The sequence below is a fragment of the Streptomyces mesophilus genome (assembly GCF_040300965.1).
Lineage (GTDB): Bacteria > Actinomycetota > Actinomycetes > Streptomycetales > Streptomycetaceae > Streptomyces > Streptomyces mesophilus_A.
On the sequence record NZ_JBEPEW010000067.1, the window covers coordinates 23615 to 42419 of the forward strand.

Below are 18805 nucleotides of genomic sequence, written 5' to 3' on the forward strand. Positions count from 1 at the left end.
TCGTCACATCGAACGGGACCGTAGAGTCGTGGCGCTCGCGCGTCAATGCCAGTTGCTGATCCGAACGTCGTGCGGGGCGGGTTCGCCGTTGCCCGTCTCGGTCAGCTTCTTGAGGCTCATCAGGAAGGTGGCCCACTTGGTGCTGCAGTGGTGCATGAACTCCCCCGACTCCGCCCAGCCTTCATGCCGGAACAGCACGATGGTGTACCCGTCCTCCTGCTTCAGCTCGAAGACGATCCGCGTACCGATCCACTCCTCGGGGCCGTCGACGACCTCCCAGAGCACCCGCTCGGCGGGCTCGGCCTGCAGCACCTTCATGTCGAAGCCGTCGGGCATCGGCACTCCGTGGAAGCGGAACCTGAGGATCCCGCCCACGTCGCTCTCACCTGAGGTCTGCTCCGTCCACCAGCCCGCGAGACCGTCGACCGTGGTCAAGGCGGCATAGACCTTCTCGGGAGTGGACGTCGTTCCGATCCTGTGCAGGATGTCGACCATGTCGTATCTCCTTGTCGTCTGCGGTTCCGCATGAGGTTTCGTACGAGGCTTCGTACGAGGCTTCGTGCGCGGTCAGTTCTCCTGACCCCGCTGGATCGCCTCGGCGATCCGCTTGATGCGCTGCAACCGGGCGTCCCAGGCGGCGGTCACCGAGGACAACTGCTCGACGGCTCGGGCGAGTTGCCCTTCGTCCACGCGGAAGCGACGCTCGCGCCCGGAGGCGGTGGAGTGGACGAGCCCGACCCGTTCGAGCAGCTGAAGATGCTTGGCCACCGCCTGCCGCGTCACGGGGAGGCGGTCGCTCAGCGAGGTGGCCGTTCCGCCGCCCTCGGCCAGCATCAGATCGAGCATCCGGCGCCGGGTGGGGTCCCCCACCGCCGACCACAGCTCGTCGTCGACGGTGTCGCTCACGCCGTGCGCACCAGCCGCGCGGCGTAGGCGACGAGGCGGGGCAGGAAGTGGTCCCAGCCGGTGACGTGCTCGTGGTAGTGCTGCTCGCACTCCTTCCGGTCGGAGAACTTCTCCGTGAATCCGGTCTCGGTGAACCGCAGCAGCGTGCCGGCGCCCGAGGGGATCAGATCGAAGGTCACCAGGAAGGAGTTGGACGGCGCGGCGGCCTCGCCCTCGCCGTAGGCCCAGCGGAACGAGAACCGGCGGGGCGGGTCGGCTTCGAGGACCGTGAGAGGTACGACCTTCGCGTCCGGCGCGCCCTTGTCGCCGAACGTGATGACGCCCGTGGCACCGGCGGCCGGCGTGAGCTCGGCCTCGTCCGGCCACCACTGACTGAGGTGTTCGGGCGTGCTGATGACCTTGTAGACGACCTCGGGTGCGGCGTCGATCCGGATCTCCCGCTCGATCCTGGCGTGCTGCATGCTGTCCTCCATCATCGCGCAACCTTTCGTTGCACATGACGATAGAGCAACCCGCCCCTATGCGCAACCATTGGTTGCACATAGGGGCGGGGACCCATGGTCAGCTCAGCGAGAACGTGGCGAGCCGCAGCCCCTCCGTGAGGACGAGGTACACGTCCTGGCGCCGGGAGGCACCCGAGAGCGCGGCTGTCACCTCGGTGTACGCGTACCGCGAGCCCGTGCTCGTCACCGTCGCGCGGCCGGCGAGCCGGCCGTCCGGTGCGCCGAGCCGGACCTCGATCGTTCCTTCGCCCGACGACTCCTTCGCCACCCGTGCGGTCAGGCGCCGCGCGCCGCCGCGCAGGTCCGCGTCGGCGAACAGCAGCCAGGCCCGGGCGGATTCCGCGCCGACGGCCGTGCCGCGCGGCTTGGCCTCGTCGACCAGCCGCACGCCCGCGTAGTCGTCGAAGTTCTCCGCCCGCGTGGAGCGCGACAGATCGCGCGCCGGCACGGTCTCGCCCCGGACCTCCAGGGTCGTACGGCCGCGCAGGTCACCGGAGGACGAGCCGACCATGACCTCGTACGTGCTCTCCTCCACCACCCACCGGGAACGGGTGACGTCCCAGTGCGCCAGGTCCTCCCGCGACAACGGCAGGGTGACGGTCCGCGTCTGGCCCGGCTTCAGCGTGACCTTGCGGAACGCCTGCAGCCTCTTCAGGGGCTGCTTGACGCGGGAGGTGCGCTGCCGCGTGTAGAGCTGTACGACCTCCGCGCCGGTGCGGCGCCCGGTGTTGGTGACGGCGACTTCGATCCCGCCGCGCACGGCGCGCGGCTTGCCGTAGCGGAAGGAGGTGTACGAGAGGCCGTGCCCGAAGGGGTAGAGCACCTCGCCCTTGAAGTACTGATAGGTGCGGTCGAACTTGATGTTGTCGTACTCCAGCAGGGAGGGCAGGTCGTCCTCGGAGCGGTACCAGGTCTGGGTGAGCTTGCCGGACGGGCTGACGTCGCCGAAGAGGACATCGGCCAGCGCGTTGCCCGTCTCCTGGCCCGCGTGGGTCGTCCAGAGCAGGGCGGGGACGTGCTCCTGTTCCCAGGTGAGCGTCGTCGGGTAGCTGTTCTCCACCACGACCACCGTCTTCGGATTGGCCGCCCGCACGGCCTTGACCAGCGCCGCCTGCGTCTCGGCCAGGCCCATGTCCTCGCGGTCGTCGGTCTCCCGGGAGTTGATGAAGGGCATGGAGCCGACCACGACGATCGCCGTGTCCGCCGTCCGCGCCGCCGCGACCGCCTCCTCGATGCCGTCGCGCACGACCTCGCGGGTGTAGCGGCTCGCCTCGGCCGCGGAACCGAGGACCAGGACACCGTCCGCGGCGCGGGCACGGAGGTAGACGTTCTCGCCGAGCCAGTTCTCGTATCCGACGTACTTGAGCAGGACCGTGCCGTCGCTCTGCTCCTGGAGCGAGAACAGCTGCGAGACGAACCAGCCGTTGGGCTGCGCCTGGTCGTTGAAGAACTGGTAGCCGCTCCCGCCGGGGTCGCGCATGCCGACGACCTTGCCGTTGGCGGCCGCCCGCAGGGTGACCACACCCTGTCCCCAGCCGAAGACGTCGAAGTGCTCCGTGACGCCGGCGTCCGTGGCGCTCTCCTTGAGGGCCGCGCCGCTCGCGCCGGTGCCTGCCGTGATGTACGCGCCGGTCGAGGCGTTCTTGAGCGCGATACGGTCGACGCCCTCGCTGCTCACCACGTCGGCGCCCGCGCCGAGCCGCTTGGTGATGCCGCTCAACGGCGTGACACGGTACGGCAGTTCGCCGGAGTACCAGTCGGTGTAGAGGGTGTCCGCGAGCGGGCCCACGACGGCGACCTTCCGCAGCGCGCGGGCGTCGAGCGGCAGAGCGCCGCTCTCGTTCTTCAGGAGCACGATCGCTTCGGTGGCGGCCTTGCGGGCGAGCCGCCGGTGCGCCGGGCTGTCTATGACGGACTTGTCGAGATGTCCGTAGGGGCCGCCGTTCTCGTCGAACTCGCCGAGGCGGAACCGGATGTCCAGGATGTGCCGTACGGCGGTGTCGACGTCGGACTCGGCCAACAGGCCCTTGTCCAGCGCCTCGTTGATCGCCGCGACGGTCTTGGAGGGGTCCGTGTCGTCGGTGGTGAAGCTGTCGAGGCCCGCCTTGAGGATCGCGGCGTCCGCCTCGGCGAGGGTGTCGAAGTACTTCTGCGAGCCGTCGGCCGGCAGGTTGTTGGGCGCCCAGGCGTCGGTGACGTTCAGGAGCGTGCGGTCGGTCCAGGTGCGCACCGAGTTGTTGAGGTCGGTGACGGTGCAGGGGCGGCCGTTGACCAGGTTGTACGCGGTCATCACTCCGCACGCCGCGTCGGCCGCGATGGCCGCCTTGTGCGCGGGTTCCTCGTACTCCTTGAACACCCGGGGCCGCAGATCCGACGAGGTCTGGTCCCGCCTGACCTCGTTGTTGTTGGCCAGGTAGTGCTTGACCAGGGGTGCGGTCTTGAGGTGGTCGGGGTCGCCGCCGATGAGGCCCTTCGCGTACGCCGTCGCCATCACGCCGACCAGGTGCGGGTCCTCGGAGTAGCCCTCCTCGTTGCGGCCCCAGCGCGGGTCGCGCAGGAGCTGGGTGACCGGCGCCCATACGTTCAGGCCCCAGCCCGCGGGGCGTTCGTGCTGCAGGCCGCGCACCTCGTCGCCGACGGCGGAGCCGACCTCCTCGATCAGCTCCGGGTTCCAGGTGGAGCCGAGGCCGATGGCCTGTGGGAAGACGGTGGCCGGGCCGAGCCAGGCAAGGCCGTGCAGCGCCTCGGTGCCGGTGCGGAACGCCTTCATGCCGAGGCGGGGTATCGCCGGCTGCCACTGGTGCAGGAGCGAGATCTTCTCGTCCAGGGTCAGCTTGCCGAGCAACTCCTCGACGCGGCCCGCGAGTCGGGCGGCGCCCGGCGATGCGGCCGGGGCGCCGGCGGCGGCCGCCGGTCCGGAGACGGCGCCGGCGAGTGCGGCGGCGAACGGGATGGTGAGCATGGTTCTGCGTCTCACGTACGTGACTCCTTCTGATCTGGTCGAATCGCTTCGACTCACGTCATGGATCGGGGTGTTGCCGTACGTAGGTCGGGCGCCGCTCCTCAGGGGAAGCGGACAGTGGGCCGCTCCTCGGCGGAAGCGGCCCCACGGCACCGCCCCTCAGCCCGAAGCGGACCGCGGCGCCGTGGTCTGCCGGCGCGTCAACCGCGGCGGCAGCAGGGTGGATTCGGGCACGGGCAGCTGCTCCAGCTTCTGCATCAGGAGCTCCACCGCCTCGGCCCCGATCTCCGCCGACGGAACCGCCACGTTCGACACCGGCAGGGGCGCCTGTTCGGCCTGCGCGTCGGGACAGATCGCCACCACCGACAGGTCCCCCGGCACCCGCAGGCCCAGCTCGCGGAACGCGTCGATGAGCGGCTGCACCAGCGGTTCGTTGTGCACCACGAGGCCGGTAAGCCCCGGGTGTTCGCGCAGCAGCCGCCGCGCCATGTCGCGCGCCGCCGCCTGCGTGGCCTCGCAGGGGTGGACGGTCGACGTGAGCCCGCGCTCGTCCGCGGCGGCGGTGAACCCGCGTGTGACGCGCTGGGCGAAGCCGGTCTCCCGCAGGTAGACCTCGGGCGGCGAGCCGACCAGGGCCACGCACCGGTGGCCCAGCTCGGCCAGATGCCGTACGCACGCACCGCCCGCCGCCTCGAAGTCGAGGTCGATGCAGGTGAGCCCCTGCGGCTCGGCGGGGAACCCGATGAGGACGCTGGGCCGGTCGAGCGCCCGCAGCAACGGCAGCCGGGCGTCGTGCAGTTGGACGTCCATCACGATCAGCGCGTCGACGAGCGCCGTGTCCGCGACGCGCCTCAGCCCCTCCTCCCCCTCCTCCTGCGTGAGCAGCAGCACGTCGTGGTCGTGCCGGCGCGCCGCGGTCACCACCGACACGGCGAACTGCATGACCACCGGCACATGCATCCCGGTGCGGAACGGCACCACCAGGGCGAGCACGTTGGACCTGCTGCTGGCCAGCGCGCGGGCGCCGGCGTGCGGCCGGTAGCCGAGCGTGTGGATGCTGGCCTCGATGCGCTGCCTGGTCTCCGCCGAGATCGGCCGCTTCCCGCTCAGCGCGTACGAGACCGTGCTCGGCGACACCCCGGCGTGCCGGGCCACATCGGTGATCTTGACCATCAACTCCCCCTGGACTACTGGTCGGACGGGCCCGGCTCAGCCCAGCTCCGCCACGACCACTCCGGTGCCGGCTTCGGCACGCACCTCGGTGCCGCCGGCCACCTGAAGCCCCCACGGACGGCTCGTGTCGCTCGCCGAGGCCCGTACCGTGGAGCCCTCGCGTACGACCGTGAAGTCCACGCCGCCCACGGTCAGTTCGACCCGCTCGCCACCGCGCAGCCCGTACGCACGCAGCGTCACACCGTCCGCGTGGTCGTAGTCCGGCCGGTCGTCGACGGCGCCCACCGGCAGCACCGCGCCCGGGCGTACGAGCACCGGCGCGCTGTCGAAGCCGTGGCGCTCCTTCACCCAGCGCGGACCCTGTACCTCTTCGCCGGTCAGCAGATGCGTCCAGGTGCCTTCGGGCACGTAGTACGAGACGTCGCCCGCGTCCGAGAACACCGGCGCGACAAGGAGGTCGGGGCCGAGCATGTACTGCCGTTCCAGGTGGGTGCACGCCGGGTCGTGCGGGAATTCGAGGACCATCGCCCGCATCATCGGCACGCCTTCGGTGTGCGCCTGGCGCGAGACCGCGTCGAGGTACGGCATGAGGCGCAGCTTCAGACGGGTGAAGAGCCGCAGCACGTCCACGGCCTCCTCGTCGAACAGCCACGGCACCCGGTACGAGGACGAGCCGTGCAGCCGGGAGTGCGAGGAGAGAAGGCCGAAGGCGATCCACCGTTTGAACAGGGCGGGCGACGGTGTGCCCTCGAACCCGCCGATGTCGTGGCTCCAGTAGCCGAAGCCGGACAGGCCGAGCGAGAGACCGCCGCGCAGCGACTCGGCCATCGCCTCGTAGGTGGATTCGCAGTCACCGCCCCAGTGCACCGGGAACTGCTGGCTGCCGGCCGTCGCCGAGCGGGCGAAGACCACGGCCTCGGCTTCCCCTCGGTGCTTGGTCAGCACGTCGAAGACCGTCTGGTTGTAGAGGTACGTGTAGTAGTTGTGCATCCGCTCCGGGTCGGAGCCGTCGAAGTACGCCACGTCCGTGGGCACCCGCTCGCCGAAGTCGGTCTTGAAGCAGTCGACGCCCATTTCGAGCAGCGCCTCCAGCTTCCCCGCGTACCAGGCACGCGCCTGCGGGTTGGAGAAGTCGACCAGGGCCATGCCCGGTTGCCACAGGTCCCACTGCCACACACCGCCGTCGGGCTTCTTGAGGAGATAGCCGCCTTCGCGCCCCTCGGCGAACAGCGGGGAGCGCTGCGCGATGTACGGGTTGATCCACACACAGATCCGCAGCCCCTTCTCCTTCAGACGGGTGAGCATGCCCCGCGGGTCGGGGAAGACCCGTGGGTCCCAGGTGAAGTCGCACCAGTTGAACTCGCGCATCCAGAAGCAGTCGAAGTGGAAGACGGACAGCGGCAGTTCGCGCTCCGCCATCCCGTCGATGAAGGACGTCACCGTCTCCTCGTCGTAGGAGGTGGTGAAGGACGTCGACAGCCACAGCCCGAACGACCAGGCCGGCGGCAGCGCGGGCCGGCCGGTGAGCGCGGTGTACTTGCGCAGGATCTCCTTCGGGGTCGGGCCGTGGATGACGTAGTACGTCAGGTCCTGGCCCTCGACGCTGAACTGCACCCGCGAGACCGCCTCCGAGCCGACCTCGAGGGACACCCGGCCGGGGTGGTCGACGAAGACTCCGTATCCCGCGTCCGTCAGGTAGAACGGCACGTTCTTGTAGGCCTGTTCGGTGGCCGTGCCGCCGTCCGCGTTCCAGATGTCGACCACCTGGCCGTTCTTGACCAGCGGCCCGAAGCGTTCGCCGAGGCCGTAGACGCTGGTGCCGACCGTAAGGTTCAGCTGCTCGCGCAGATAGTGCTCGCCGGTGTCCGTCTGCATGATGCCCATGGCCTTGGGCCCTGAGGACGTGAGCGGCTTCATCCCGTCCGCGGTGAGGAAGTCGAGCTGCCAGGGCCCGCCGCGCGACACCCGAAGGGCGAGGCTGCCCGCGACGAGCAGCGCGTGGTCCTCGTCGTACGACACCTGGGCGTGCGTGTCGCCCTCGGCCAGGGCGAAGTGCGGGCCCCGGTCGACCTCACCGTCGAAATGGGTGAGGGTCACGCCGATCACATCGGGCAGGGGCGAGTGGCACGAGACCGTCATGACCGGGCCCTTCAGCAGATCGCCGCGGTGCCGGATGGGCTGGGTGGGGGCGTGGATCTCGAGTGTGCCGCCTTCGGCGTCGGTCACGTCGAGGACCTCGACCGGATGAGCGGCGCTCACGCCCTTGCGCAGCATCCAGTAGCCGTCGGTGAACTTCATGCGGCCGCCTTTCGGGGTGTACCGGGGTGGGTTCGGGGATCACTTGACCGCGCCCACGGCGATGCCGCGGGTCAGCGTCCGCTGGAAGAGAAGGAAGAAGGCGATGGCGGGCAGCACGCCGAGGAGCGCGGCGGCGTTCGTCATCGTGGCGTCCATGTCGCGCTGGCCCTGCAGCACACCGAGGGCGACGGAGACGGTCTGGACGTCGTCGGAGACGAGCATGACCAGGGGCAGCAGGAACTCGTTCCAGGTCCAGATGAAGAACAGCACCATCAGGACGCCGATGGTGGGCCGGCTGACCGGCACCACGACCCGCCACAGGACCTGCCACTTGGTGGCCCCGTCGATCCGGGCGGCCTCGATGATCTCGCGCGGGAAACCGGAGAGCACGGAGGAGAGCAGATAGGTGCCGAAGGCCGACTGGATGACCGTGAAGACGATGATGACGCTGAGCCTGGTGTCGTAGAGGCCGGCCTCCTTGGAGAGGTAGTAGATCGGGTAGACCAGGGACTCCTGCGGCAGCATGTTCGCCAGCACGAAGAAGGCGAGCACCCACGGCCGTCCCTTGATCCGGCCGATGCCGATGGCGTACGCGCTGAACACGGAGAGCACGACGGCGAGCACCGCCACCGACCCGGAGATCAGCACGGAGTTCCACAGCTTCTCGCCGAAGTCCACGCGCTCCCAGAAGTCGGCGAGGCCGTCCAGGTACACGCTGTCGGGCAGGCTGAGCGGGCCGTCGGAGGAGTACTCCTCGGGCGACTTCACCGCGTTCATGACCACGACCACGAACGGCAGGATCATGAACAGCGCGCCGAGCACGAGCGCCGCGAGCACGGGGTACTTCCTGAGGGCGGTCATCCGGCCTCGTCCTCCACCCTGGTCTGCAGGCGCAGCGCGACGAGGGCCAGCACCATGATGAGGATGGTGAGCACGGTGGAGACCGCGGCCCCGTAGCCCGCCTGGAAGTTCTCGAAGAAGTTCTGGTACGCGAAGTAGGAAGGCACGTTCGTCGACCCGCCAGGACCGCCGCCGGTCAGGACGTACACCATGCCGAAGACCTTCAGGGCCGCGATCGTGCACCAAAGGAGCACCACCGCGATCTCCGGCCGCAGTTGCGGCAGGGTGACGTGCCAGAACCGCCGCCACCAGCCGGCGCCGTCGAGCTCCGCCGCCTCGTGCAGGGCCGGGTCGAGACGCTGCAGTCCGGACATGAAGATGACCAGCGGGAAGCCGATCTGCACCCAGACCATGACGGCCATGACGCTGTACAGCGCCCAGTCGGGATCGCCCAGCCAGTCCTGCTGGAGCGAGTCGAGGCCGAGGGCGCCGAGCAGATCGTTCAGGGAGCCGTTCTCGGGGGCGAGGATCCAGCTCCAGACGATGCCGGCGACCGCGATCGGAAGCACCTGCGGCAGATAGAAGCAGGCGCGCAGGGCCGACGCCCAGCGGCTGCCGGCGTGCTTGGCGACCACGTCGAAGAGCGCGGAGGCGAGGACGAGTCCGAGGGCGGTGGGCACCCCGGCCATCGCCACGACCATCGCCAGACTGTGCCGGAACGACTCCCAGAAGTCCTCGTCGCCCGCGAGCTTCTCGTAGTTGTCCAGACCCGTGAACTCCGGGGTGCCGACGCCGGACCACTCGGTGAAGCTGATGCCGGTGTTCATGACGAACGGCACGACGATGACGACGAGGAACGCGAGCGCGCCCGGCAGCAGATACAGCGCGTACGACCCGTCCGTCCGGGAGCGCCCGGCGCCCGCCCGGCGCCGACGGGAGAGGGCCTGGCCCCCGTCGGCGCCTGCCGAGGCCTTGGTGGCGAGGTCGGTCATTCCTTCAGCACGTTCTCGTCGTACTCGGACTGGAGCGACTTCAGTACGTCACCCGGCCCCGCGCTCTGGGTGATCAGCTTCTGGACCTCGGAGGCGAGGCTGTCGTAGAAGCCGTTGGCCGGCCAGTCCGGGTAGAACGCGAGGCCGTCGTTCCCCGCGAGCGTGTCGAACTGCTCGATCAGCTTCTTGGCCCGCTCGTCGGTGATGGCGGAGGAGTCCGCGGCGACCGGGACGCCGCCGGCGTTGCCGAGGGTGTTCTGGGCCTGCTTCTTCATCGTGATGTCGATGAAGTCGTAGGCGAGTTCCTTGTTCTTGGCGCCCTCGGGCACCACCCAGAGGTTGCCGCCCGAGCCGAGTGTCAGCTTGCTGCCGGGCCACATGAAGGTGTCCCAGTCGAAGCTCTTCACCTCCTCGGCGAAGCGGCCGAACCACCAGCTGCCGGAGAAGAACATCGGGTGCTTGCCCTGCATGAAGGAGACGCCGGCGTCCTCGGCCTTCAGACCGCTGGAGCTCTTGGCTATGTAGCCCTTGTCGACCCAGTCGGCGAAGGTCTCGGCGGCGTAGGTCCAGGCGGCGTCGGAGAAGTCGGTTTTGCCCTTCATCTGGAAGTCGTCGACCCAGGAGCGGTCGGCCTGCGAGAGGGCCAGCTGGTAGACGTACTGCTGGGCGATGTATTCGGCGCCGCCGTTGGCGAACGGGGTGAGGCCGGCGTCCTTGAAGGTCGCGAGGGCGTCCTCGAGCTCGTCGACCGTGGTCGGGACGTCGACCTTGTGCTCGGTGAACAGGTCCTTGTTGTAGTAGACCATCGTGTACTCGGCGTAGTTGGGCACGCCGTACCAGGCGCCCTTGCCCATCACGCCCTTGTCGTACCTGCTGGTGATGGCGACGGTGGGCGGGACCGACTTGTCCCAGCCGCGCTTCTTCGCCTCGTCGGTCAGATCGGTGAGCAGCCCCTGCTTCGACAGCTGCCCGGTGGTGGCGTTGCCCTTGTTGTACTCGAGCAGGTCGGGTGCCTTGTCGGAGTTCAGGACCTGCGGGGCGGTCTTCTGGATCTGTTCGAAGCCCTTGGCCTCGAACTCGACCTTGACGTCCGGGTGCGTCTTCTTGAACTCGGCGATGGCCTCGTTCCAGGCCTTGCCCATGGCGCTCTCGGGCGCCTCGTAGTGCCAGAGCCGCAGCGTCTTGCCGGACTCCTTGTCGCCTGCGTCGTCGCCGCACGCGGCGAGCGTGCTCATCGAGAGAATCCCTGCCAGGGCGGCCGCCAGTAGGCGCGCCCTTCTCCGTGCCTTCAACATCGGCTGCCTCCATGGGAGTTGGAAATGCCGGAAGGAAGTGCGGGTGCGTCGAATCGATTCGATGACTGCTGTCGAATCGCTTCGACGGAGCAAGGTAGGGATGTGTCGGCAGTAGGTCAATGGCGTGAACAAATCGAATATCACTTAGGCTCGGCCCACGATGAACAGCAGTGACCCGTTCGCCAGCTCCCCCAAGGCCGACAAGGCGACCCTGCGCCGGCACAACCTGAGTCTCGTGCTGCGTACGGTGCACGACGCGGGCGAGGCGACCCGGGCCGCGGTCGCGGGCCGGGTCGGGCTGACCCGGGCGGCGGTCTCCTCCCTGGTGGACCAGCTGCTCGGCGACGGTTACCTCACCGAGTGGGGCAAGACGTTCAGCGGCCAGGCGGGCCGTCCCGGCACCGTCCTGAAGATGGCGCGCACCGGGCCCGCCGGGCTCGGCGTCGAGATCAACATCGACTACATCACCGTGTGCGTGGTCGATCTCGCCGGCACCGATCGTGTACGTCTGGTCGAGCGCCTCGACAACCGGGCCGCCGCGCCCACCGCCGTACTGACGCAGGCCGCGCGGATCGCGGCCCGAGCCCTGGAGTCCGCCGCCGAGCAGGAACTGCGCCCGGTGGCGGCCGAGTTGGCGCTGCCCGGCCTGGTGTCCGGCGGCGCGGTGCGGCAGGCGCCGAACCTCGGCTGGAACCGGGTGGCCGTCGAGGGTGTGTTCGCCCAGGCGTTGTCCGCCCTGCGGCCCGCGCACCGCGCGCTGCCGGTCAGCGCGGACAACGAGGCCAATCTGGCGGCGATGGCCGAGCTGTGGTTCGGCGACGGCGTGGGGGACGGTGGCAGCAAGAGCGCAGGGCACGACGGCACCGGACGCGTGTCCAGCTTCATCTATCTGACCGGCGAGATCGGCATCGGCGGCGCGCTGGTCCTGGGCGGCCGGCTGCTGCGCGGCGCCCATGGGTTCGCGGGCGAGATCGGGCATGTCGTGGTGGAGGCGGACGGGCCCGAGTGCCGGTGCGGGGCGCGCGGCTGTCTGGAGCAGTACGCGGGACAGGCCGCGCTGCTGCGGGCGGCGGGCCTCGACGAGGGCTCGGGGGCGGCCGGTGTCGCGGAGCTTGAGTCGCGGGCACGGGACGGGGACAAGCGGTCCCTTGCGGCGCTCGAGGACGCCGGACGGCGTCTGGGCCGGGTGCTTTCGGGCGCCGTGAACCTCATCGATCCGGACGCGGTGCTGCTCGGTGGTGTCTTCCGCGGGCTGATGCCGTGGCTGGCCCCGGCCGCTGACGCGGAGTTGACGGCGCGGGTGGTGTCGGGCCTGTGGACGCCCGGCAACGGCCGGCTGCGCGCCTCGTCCTCGTCCGGCGACGCGGCGCGTGGCGCGGCCGCGCGCGTGATCCGTGAGGTGCTCGCGGATCCGGCGGCGTACGCGGAGCGCGGGAAGGACTGACGCCCTGCGTCAGCGGGGCATGGCGGCGCCGGACCGTCCCGCGCTCCGGGTCAAGGGTGGGACAGGTCGGCAGCGGACCTGTCCTGCTGTGCGTGTCAGGTCAGCTCTGCGTCCTGTCCCGGTGTGCGGCGATCAGCTCGCGGTACCAGTGGTAGCTGTCCTTCGGGGTGCGCTCCTGGGTGTCGTAGTCGACACGGATGATGCCGAACCGCTTGGCGTATCCGAGGGCCCATTCGAAGTTGTCGAGCAGGGACCACACGTAATAGCCGCGCACGTCGACGCCCGCGTCCATCGCGGCGCGCAGGGCCGTGAGGTGGTCGTGCAGGTAGGCGACGCGGTCGGTGTCGTGGACGGCGCCGTCCGCCGCGACCTCGTCGTGCTCTGCGGTGCCGTTCTCCGTGATGTGGATCGGCGGCAGGGCGTCGCCGTAGCGGTCCTTGAGGCCGGTGAGCAGCTGGGTGAAGGTCTCGGGGACGACCGGCCAGCCCATGGCGTTGCGCCTTACGTCCGGCCAGGGCTGCTCCGCGTACCGGTTGTCGGTGGCGACGCGCACCGCCGGGTCGGTCTGACGATGGGGGGCGTCGGCGACGAGCGTGGGCCGGTAGTAGTTGACGCCGAGGAAGTCCAAGGGCTGGGCGATCAGGGCGAGGTCACCGTCGCGCCGGAAGTCCTGGCGGGTGATGAGCTCGCCCCAGGTGTCCTGCTCCGCTTCCGGATAGCGGCCCGCCAGGATCGGGTCCGTCCACACCAGGTTGTGCTGGGTGTCGGCGCGCAGGGCGGCGGCCCGGTCGGCGGTGGAGTCGGTGGCGGGCACGTTGAAGTCGGGGTTCAGGGTGATGCCGACCTCGCGTACTCCGGCGGCACGCAGCGCCTTGACGGCGAGTCCGTGGCCGACGAGGAGGTGGTGGGCGGCGGCCAGCGCTCCGGTGCCTTCCTGGGCGCCGGGCGCGTGGCGGCCCACCGAGTAGCCGAGGAACGCGCTGCACCAGGGCTCGTTGAGGGTGATCCAGCGGGGCACCCGGTCGGCGAGGAGTTCGGCGACAATCGCCGTGTACTCGGCGAACCGCTCGGCGGTCTCCCTGACCCGCCAACCCCCCTTGTCTTCGAGGGCCTGCGGCAGGTCCCAGTGGTAGAGGGTGGCGGCAGGCTCGATGCCTGCCTCCAACAGCTCGTCCACCAGACGCGAGTAGAAGTCGAGCCCCTTCTGGTTGGCGGGCCCCTCCCCCGTCGGCTGGATGCGCGGCCAGGCGACCGAGAAACGGTACGAGTCGACACCGAGCCCGCGAAGGAGTCCGATGTCCTCGGGGTAGCGGTGGTAGTGGTCGCAGGCCACGTCACCGGTGTCGCCGCCCGCGGTGCGGCCGGGCGTGTGGCTGTAGGTGTCCCAGATGGAGGGGCCCCGGCCGTCGTCGTACGCGGCGCCCTCGATCTGGTACGAGGCGGTGGCCGCGCCGAACACGAAGCCGTCGGGGAACACCGGCTGAGGGTTCAAGTCACTCATGGAAGGCCTTACTTGACGGATCCGCCGGTGATGCCGGCGGCGATGTACTTCTGGGCGAGGACGAGCAGCACGGCGGCCGGGATCGCCGACAGGACGGAGGCGGCCATGACCGAGCCCCAGTCGCCGACGTGGGCGCCGATGTACTGATAGATGCCCAGCGTGACGGGCTTGACGTCGTCGGTGGTGTTGAGCGTGAGCGCGAACATGAAGTCGCTCCATGCGTACAGGAAGGCGAACAGCCCCGCTGTGATGAGGGAGTTGCGGCTCATCGGCAGCACCACCTGGAGGAATGTGCGCAGCCTGCCCGCGCCGTCGACCTCCGCCGCCTCGATGACCTCCTTGGGGATCGCCACCATGAACGAGCGCATCAGGACGATGGCGAAGGGGATGCCGAGCGAGGCGTCGGCGAGCATCAGGCCGAAGTACGAGTTGACCAGGCCGAGATCGACATACGCGCTGTACAGGGCGTTGGCGATGACGATGCCCGGCACCATCTGGGTGATCAGGGTGCCGAAGACGATGCTCTTCGTCCCGGGCAGCCGGAATTGCGCGAGCCCGTACGCGGCAGGCGCGGCGATCGCCAGACAGATGGCGACGGCGCCGAGTGCGACGACGAGGGAGGTCAGCAGGTGACCGCCCTGCTCGGTGATCGCGGAGGTGAATCCGGACAGATCCAACGACCCCGGAACCGGGGAGACTTCGAGGAGTCCTGAGTCGGGCTGCAGGGCCGTGTTGACCATCCAGTACAGCGGGAACAGCATCGCGCACAGGATCACGAGGCCGGCGACGGTGGCGCCCCAGTGGCGCTTGGGCTTGCTGGTCACGGTGACGGTTGCCATGCCGGTCACTTCCCCTCGGAGCGGTTGGCCCGCAGGTAGAACACCGCGAAGACGGCGGAGATGAGGATGAGCACGTTGCCGACCACGGCGCCCGCACCGAAGTCCAGCTGGACGAAGGAGTTCTGGTACGTGAGGGTGCCGAGCGTCTGCGTGGAGTCGGCGGGTCCGCCGTCGGTGAGGGCGAGGATCAGATCCAGGATCTTCACCGTCGACATGAAGCCGAGCACGAGCACGACCGTGATGACCGGCTTGAGCAGCGGCAGTGTGACGGACCGGAAGGTGCGCCAGGCCGAAGCGCCGTCCAGGGCGGCCGCCTCGTGCAGCTCCTTGGGTATCTCCTGGAGTCCGCCGTAGAGGATGACCATGTTGAACGGGATGCCGATCCAGATGTTCACCATGATCACGGAGAACAGGGCCATGCCCGGGCTGGTCAGCCAGGGGGTGCTGCCGCCGAACCCGAGGGTGTCGAACAGGGAGTTCAGGACCCCGGTGTCCTGGTCGAGGATGCGCCGCCACACGATGCCGGAGACGACCATCGGGACGAGCCAGGGCAGCAGGATCAGCGAGCGCAGGAACCCGTTGAGCGGGAACTTCTTCGTGAAGAAGACGGCGAGGGCGAGCCCGATGCCGAACTGACCGATCAACGAGCCGATCGTGAAGACGATGGTGTGCCAGAGCGCCTTGCCGAACAGGTCGTCCTGGAAGACCTTGCTCCAGTTGTCGGTGCCGTTGAAGGGCGCCTTGCCGTCGAAGAACGTGGACGGCGAGAAGTCCTGGAAGCTCATCACGATGTTGCGGACGAGCGGATAGCCGAAGAACAGCAGCATGAAGACGACGGCGGGGGCGATGAACCCCCACTGGGAGAGCCTGCGCCGGCGTCGGGCCCGCAGCGGGTCGGGCTGCTTCGCGGCGGAGTTGTTCTCGGCGGCCGTAGGGACGGCGGGCGGTGCAGCCGTGGTGGTCGACATGTTCGTGAGTCCCCTCAGTTCCCGCTCGCGGCGCGGGCCTGCGCCTTCTTCAGCGCGGCCGCGCTGTCCTGCCCGGTGAGCGCCGACTGGAAGGCGCTCTGCAGGGCCAGCGATACGGAGGCCCAGCCGGCCCCGACCTGCGTGGTGCGCGAGCGGGCGGTGGCCACCTGGTCGGCGAGCGCGTCGAGTTCGGGCACTTCCTTGCGCCAGATCGCGGCCGCCTTCGCGTTGGCGGGCACCATCCAGCTGTTGCGCGCGTAGGTGATCTGCTCCTGCTCGGAGGACATGCACCCGACGATCTTCGCGGCGGTCCTCTCACGGGCCGTGTCACCGGTGTTGGGCACGGTGAGGATGGCGCCGCCGAGCGGTCCGACCGAGTCGTCGCCGGTCTTCGGGACGGGTATCTGTGCGATACCCCAGTCCAGGTCCTTCTTGGTGTTGAGGGTCTCGACCTGCCACGGACCGTTGATCATCATGGCGGCGTTCCCGGCCATGAACTGGTCGTTGACGTCGGCCTGGGTCCAGTTGACGGTGGACTTGGACAGGGAGCCGTCCTTGATGAGGCCCTTCCAGTAGTCGAGCGCCTCGGCGACGTTCTTCGAGTCGAGCTCCCGCTCGTCTCCGCCGTTGGACCACATGAACGGCGTGAACTGGAAGACGCCGTCCTCCGCGCCGCCCGCGCTCAGCGCGATGCCGTACCGCTTGCCCTGCGTGAGCTTCTTCGCCGTGTCCCTCATCTCGTCCCAGGTGGTGGGGACTTCGAGTCCGGCCTCGTCCAGGATGTCCTTGTTGTAGAAGAGGGCGAGGGTGTTCACCGTCCGCGCGGCCCCGTAGTACGTCCCCTCGTAGGAGCCGAAGTCGACGATGCCCTTGGGGATGTCCTTCGTGGACAGGCCCAGGGTGCGCAGGTCGATCAGGCCGCCGGCCTCCGCGAACGTCGGCATCTCGGAGGCGTCGAACTGGATGACGTCCGGGAGCGACTTCGACGAGGCCATGCGCAGGGACTTGGTCATCACCTGAGGCGCGGGCACGCTCTGCTGCTCGATGGTGATGCCGAGCTTCGCGCTGCATCGCTTCAGGGTGGCCGCGTCCCAGCTGTGGTACGAGTCGTCGGTGGACGAGTTGAGCACGGTGTAGACGTCGGGGTCGCGCTGCTGTCCGCAGCCCGCGAGGGCGGCGGTGGCGACGAGCGCGGAGACAACGGTGAGCGGGGCTGCGACTCGTCGGCCCCGTCGGACCTGTCGGCCGGAACGGCGGCGCCTGGCACGCGTCGCGTCCGGAGGAGGAACTGCTGTCACGGTGGTTGCCCTTGCCTGGGAGGGGTGGCCGGCCCCGACGGAACGCCCGTGTCCCGTCGGGGTGTTCGCGGTGGCCCGGTACGGCTCCGGCCTGCGCCGTACCGGCCGTGTCGCGAAGGGATCGGCCTCACGGGACGTCGAAACGTCCAGCTGCCGAATCGCCTGAAGTGAGCGGCGTCAGCGGACGCCGAGCAGGTGCTCCATGGCGAGCTGGTCGAGGCGCTCGAAGGCCATCGACCGTTCGGCCGCGGCCGTCACGTCGAACTCCTCGAACGCACCCTTGTCCGCGAGGAGTTCGGCGAGGCCGCCGGCGGTGGGCCGGGCGAGCTCGTCGAGCCGGGACGCGCGCAGCGCCTCCTGCACCTCGGAATCGGCGCGGAACGCGGCCGCACGCGCCTTGAGGATCAGGTAGTTGCGCATGCAGTTCTTCGCAGACTCCCACACGCCGTCGAAGCCGTCGGTGCGCACCGGCTTGAAGTCGAAGTGGCGCGGGCCCTCGTATCCGGCCGTCTCCAGGAGGTCGACGAGCCAGAACGCCTGGCGCACGTCGCCGGCGCCGAAGCGGAAGTCCTGGTCGTACTTGATACCGGTCTGGCCGTTGAGGTCGATGTGGAAGAGCTTGCCCGCCCACAGCGCCTGGGCGATGCCGTGCGGGAAGTTCAGGCCCGCCATCTGCTCGTGGCCCACCTCGGGGTTCACGCCCACGAGTTCGGGGCGCTCCAGGCGCTCGATGAACGCGAGGGCGTGGCCGATGGTCGGCAGGAGGATGTCGCCGCGGGGCTCGTTCGGCTTGGGCTCGATGGCGAACTTCAGGTCGTAGCCCTGCTGCGTCACGTACTCGCCGAGGAGGTCGAAGGCCTCCTTCATACGGTCGAGGGCGTCGCGCACGTCCTTGGCGCCGCCGGACTCGGCGCCCTCGCGGCCGCCCCAGGCGACATAGGTGTGCGCGCCGAGCTCGACCGCGAGGTCGATATTGCGGATCGTCTTGCGCAGCGCATAGCGGCGCACGTCGCGGTCGTTGGCGGTGAAGCCACCGTCCTTGAAGACCGGGTGCGTGAACAGGTTCGTCGTCGCCATCGGCACCACGAGGCCCGTCTCGTCCAGAGCGGCCCGGAAGCGCTTGACGATCGCGTCGCGCTCACTGCCGGAGGCGCCGAACGGGATCAGGTCGTCATCGTGGAACGTGACGCCGTGCGCGCCGAGTTCGGCCAGGCGGCGCACCGACTCGACGGGGTCGAGGGCGGGGCGGGTGGCGTCGCCGAAGGGGTCGTTGCCACGCCAGCCGACGGTCCACAGACCGAAGGTGAACTTGTCGTCAAAGGTGGGGGTGAAGCGATCGGACATGCTGCGGCCCTTTGCTGCTCACGTGCTTCGCGTCGGCCCGGCGTTCACCGAGCTGTTTGTTTTCTGACATGACTAATACGCGATGAAGCGTCGAAGCGCTAGACCCTTGAGCTCAAATGACCCCCAGCACACCCTCAATCACCAGCTGTAAGAAGGATCGAAGCGCTTCGATGATTCTTCCGCTCCCACCTCTTGCCCTTTTGTTTTCTGTACGATCAAATGGCGGCGACAGAGCCTTTGCCTTCAGGATCGCAAGCAAGTGGAGAGGCGCCATGCCACCGTCAGCAACGCCTTCCGCAGTCGTGATCGGCGTGGACAGTTCGACGCAGTCCACGAAGGCGGCCGTCACGGACGCCGGCACCGGACGCCTGCTGGCCGTGGGCCGCGCCCCGCACGCGGTGACCGGAGAGCACGGCGCGCGCGAGAGCGACCCGGAGCTGTG

General features: G+C 69.2%; 15 protein-coding genes and 1 pseudogene. 2 read left to right on the top strand and 14 right to left on the bottom strand.

Annotation, left to right across the window (positions count from 1 at the left end):
- Positions 1–42: 42 nt before the first annotated feature.
- The 9 genes from ABT367_RS22975 to ABT367_RS23015 form a co-directional block, all read right to left on the bottom strand.
- The gene (locus ABT367_RS22975) at positions 43–495 is read right to left on the bottom strand and encodes an SRPBCC family protein (RefSeq protein ID WP_352254957.1); all 453 of its coding nucleotides are present in this window, start codon (positions 493–495) and stop codon (positions 43–45) included.
- Between the two features lie 72 nt (positions 496–567).
- The gene (locus tag ABT367_RS22980) at positions 568–906 is read right to left on the bottom strand and encodes an ArsR/SmtB family transcription factor (protein WP_352254958.1); all 339 of its coding nucleotides are present in this window, start codon (positions 904–906) and stop codon (positions 568–570) included.
- Positions 903–1367, bottom strand: coding sequence for an SRPBCC family protein (locus ABT367_RS22985; RefSeq protein ID WP_352254959.1), 465 nt, complete (start codon positions 1365–1367; stop codon positions 903–905). The genes ABT367_RS22980 and ABT367_RS22985 overlap by 4 nt, the downstream gene beginning before the upstream one ends.
- Positions 1368–1467: 100 nt before the next feature.
- Positions 1468–4386 carry a glycoside hydrolase family 3 C-terminal domain-containing protein gene (locus ABT367_RS22990; protein ID WP_352254960.1) on the bottom strand — a complete coding sequence of 973 codons (2919 nt, stop codon included), beginning with the start codon at positions 4384–4386 and terminating at the stop codon, positions 1468–1470.
- Positions 4387–4530: 144 nt separating this feature from the next.
- Complete coding sequence (locus ABT367_RS22995; RefSeq protein WP_352254961.1) at positions 4531–5544, bottom strand: LacI family DNA-binding transcriptional regulator; 1014 nt, start codon at positions 5542–5544, stop codon at positions 4531–4533.
- A gap of 36 nt (positions 5545–5580) precedes the next feature.
- Positions 5581–7842 carry an alpha-xylosidase gene (gene yicI / locus ABT367_RS23000; RefSeq protein ID WP_352254962.1) on the bottom strand — a complete coding sequence of 754 codons (2262 nt, stop codon included), beginning with the start codon at positions 7840–7842 and terminating at the stop codon, positions 5581–5583.
- Positions 7843–7881: 39 nt separating this feature from the next.
- Positions 7882–8703 (bottom strand): carbohydrate ABC transporter permease, encoded by an 822-nt coding sequence (locus ABT367_RS23005; protein ID WP_199547844.1) that lies wholly within the window; start codon positions 8701–8703, stop codon positions 7882–7884.
- The gene (locus ABT367_RS23010) at positions 8700–9674 is read right to left on the bottom strand and encodes a carbohydrate ABC transporter permease (protein ID WP_352254963.1); all 975 of its coding nucleotides are present in this window, start codon (positions 9672–9674) and stop codon (positions 8700–8702) included. The genes ABT367_RS23005 and ABT367_RS23010 overlap by 4 nt, the downstream gene beginning before the upstream one ends.
- Entirely contained in the window at positions 9671–10969 is a 1299-nt protein-coding gene (locus tag ABT367_RS23015) for an ABC transporter substrate-binding protein (RefSeq protein ID WP_352254964.1), read from the bottom strand. Before ABT367_RS23015 ends, ABT367_RS23010 begins: the two co-directional genes overlap by 4 nt.
- A gap of 160 nt (positions 10970–11129) precedes the next feature.
- Between ABT367_RS23015 and ABT367_RS23020 the strand changes: the two genes are divergently transcribed.
- Positions 11130–12413: an ROK family transcriptional regulator gene (locus tag ABT367_RS23020; protein ID WP_352254965.1), complete on the top strand. Its 1284-nt coding sequence runs from the start codon at positions 11130–11132 to the stop codon at positions 12411–12413.
- A gap of 100 nt (positions 12414–12513) precedes the next feature.
- On the opposite strand, the gene ABT367_RS23025 is transcribed toward ABT367_RS23020, so the two are convergent.
- The 5 genes from ABT367_RS23025 to xylA form a co-directional block, all read right to left on the bottom strand.
- Positions 12514–13914: a GH1 family beta-glucosidase gene (locus ABT367_RS23025; protein ID WP_352254966.1), complete on the bottom strand. Its 1401-nt coding sequence runs from the start codon at positions 13912–13914 to the stop codon at positions 12514–12516.
- 8 nt (positions 13915–13922) lie between these two features.
- The gene (locus ABT367_RS23030; RefSeq protein ID WP_352254967.1) at positions 13923–14753 is read right to left on the bottom strand and encodes a carbohydrate ABC transporter permease; all 831 of its coding nucleotides are present in this window, start codon (positions 14751–14753) and stop codon (positions 13923–13925) included.
- A 5-nt stretch (positions 14754–14758) separates the two neighbouring features.
- The gene (locus ABT367_RS23035) at positions 14759–15721 is read right to left on the bottom strand and encodes a carbohydrate ABC transporter permease (RefSeq protein ID WP_352254968.1); all 963 of its coding nucleotides are present in this window, start codon (positions 15719–15721) and stop codon (positions 14759–14761) included.
- Positions 15722–15735: 14 nt separating this feature from the next.
- A complete protein-coding gene (locus tag ABT367_RS23040; RefSeq protein ID WP_352254969.1) occupies positions 15736–17019 on the bottom strand; it encodes an ABC transporter substrate-binding protein in 1284 nt (427 codons plus the stop codon).
- Positions 17020–17196: 177 nt separating this feature from the next.
- Positions 17197–18363, bottom strand: a complete 1167-nt coding sequence (gene xylA, locus ABT367_RS23045; protein ID WP_352254970.1) for a xylose isomerase — start codon at positions 18361–18363, stop codon at positions 17197–17199.
- Positions 18364–18635: 272 nt separating this feature from the next.
- Here xylA and ABT367_RS23050 point away from each other — a divergent pair.
- Positions 18636–18805 (top strand): annotated as a pseudogene (locus ABT367_RS23050) (xylulokinase); the annotation flags it as partial.

What these genes read in the sequence shown, in the direction of transcription:
- ABT367_RS22975 (WP_352254957.1), bottom strand. Translation starts at nt 495, where the DNA reads ATGGTCGACATCCTGCACAGGATCGGAACGACGTCCACTCCCGAGAAG.
- ABT367_RS22985 (WP_352254959.1), bottom strand. Translation starts at nt 1,367, where the DNA reads ATGCAGCACGCCAGGATCGAGCGGGAGATCCGGATCGACGCCGCACCC.
- ABT367_RS22995 (WP_352254961.1), bottom strand. Translation starts at nt 5,544, where the DNA reads ATGGTCAAGATCACCGATGTGGCCCGGCACGCCGGGGTGTCGCCGAGC.
- yicI (WP_352254962.1), bottom strand. Translation starts at nt 7,842, where the DNA reads ATGAAGTTCACCGACGGCTACTGGATGCTGCGCAAGGGCGTGAGCGCC.
- ABT367_RS23005 (WP_199547844.1), bottom strand. Translation starts at nt 8,703, where the DNA reads ATGACCGCCCTCAGGAAGTACCCCGTGCTCGCGGCGCTCGTGCTCGGC.
- ABT367_RS23010 (WP_352254963.1), bottom strand. Translation starts at nt 9,674, where the DNA reads ATGACCGACCTCGCCACCAAGGCCTCGGCAGGCGCCGACGGGGGCCAG.
- ABT367_RS23015 (WP_352254964.1), bottom strand. Translation starts at nt 10,969, where the DNA reads ATGTTGAAGGCACGGAGAAGGGCGCGCCTACTGGCGGCCGCCCTGGCA.
- ABT367_RS23020 (WP_352254965.1), top strand. Translation starts at nt 11,130, where the DNA reads ATGAACAGCAGTGACCCGTTCGCCAGCTCCCCCAAGGCCGACAAGGCG.
- ABT367_RS23025 (WP_352254966.1), bottom strand. Translation starts at nt 13,914, where the DNA reads ATGAGTGACTTGAACCCTCAGCCGGTGTTCCCCGACGGCTTCGTGTTC.
- ABT367_RS23030 (WP_352254967.1), bottom strand. Translation starts at nt 14,753, where the DNA reads ATGGCAACCGTCACCGTGACCAGCAAGCCCAAGCGCCACTGGGGCGCC.
- ABT367_RS23035 (WP_352254968.1), bottom strand. Translation starts at nt 15,721, where the DNA reads ATGTCGACCACCACGGCTGCACCGCCCGCCGTCCCTACGGCCGCCGAG.
- xylA (WP_352254970.1), bottom strand. Translation starts at nt 18,363, where the DNA reads ATGTCCGATCGCTTCACCCCCACCTTTGACGACAAGTTCACCTTCGGT.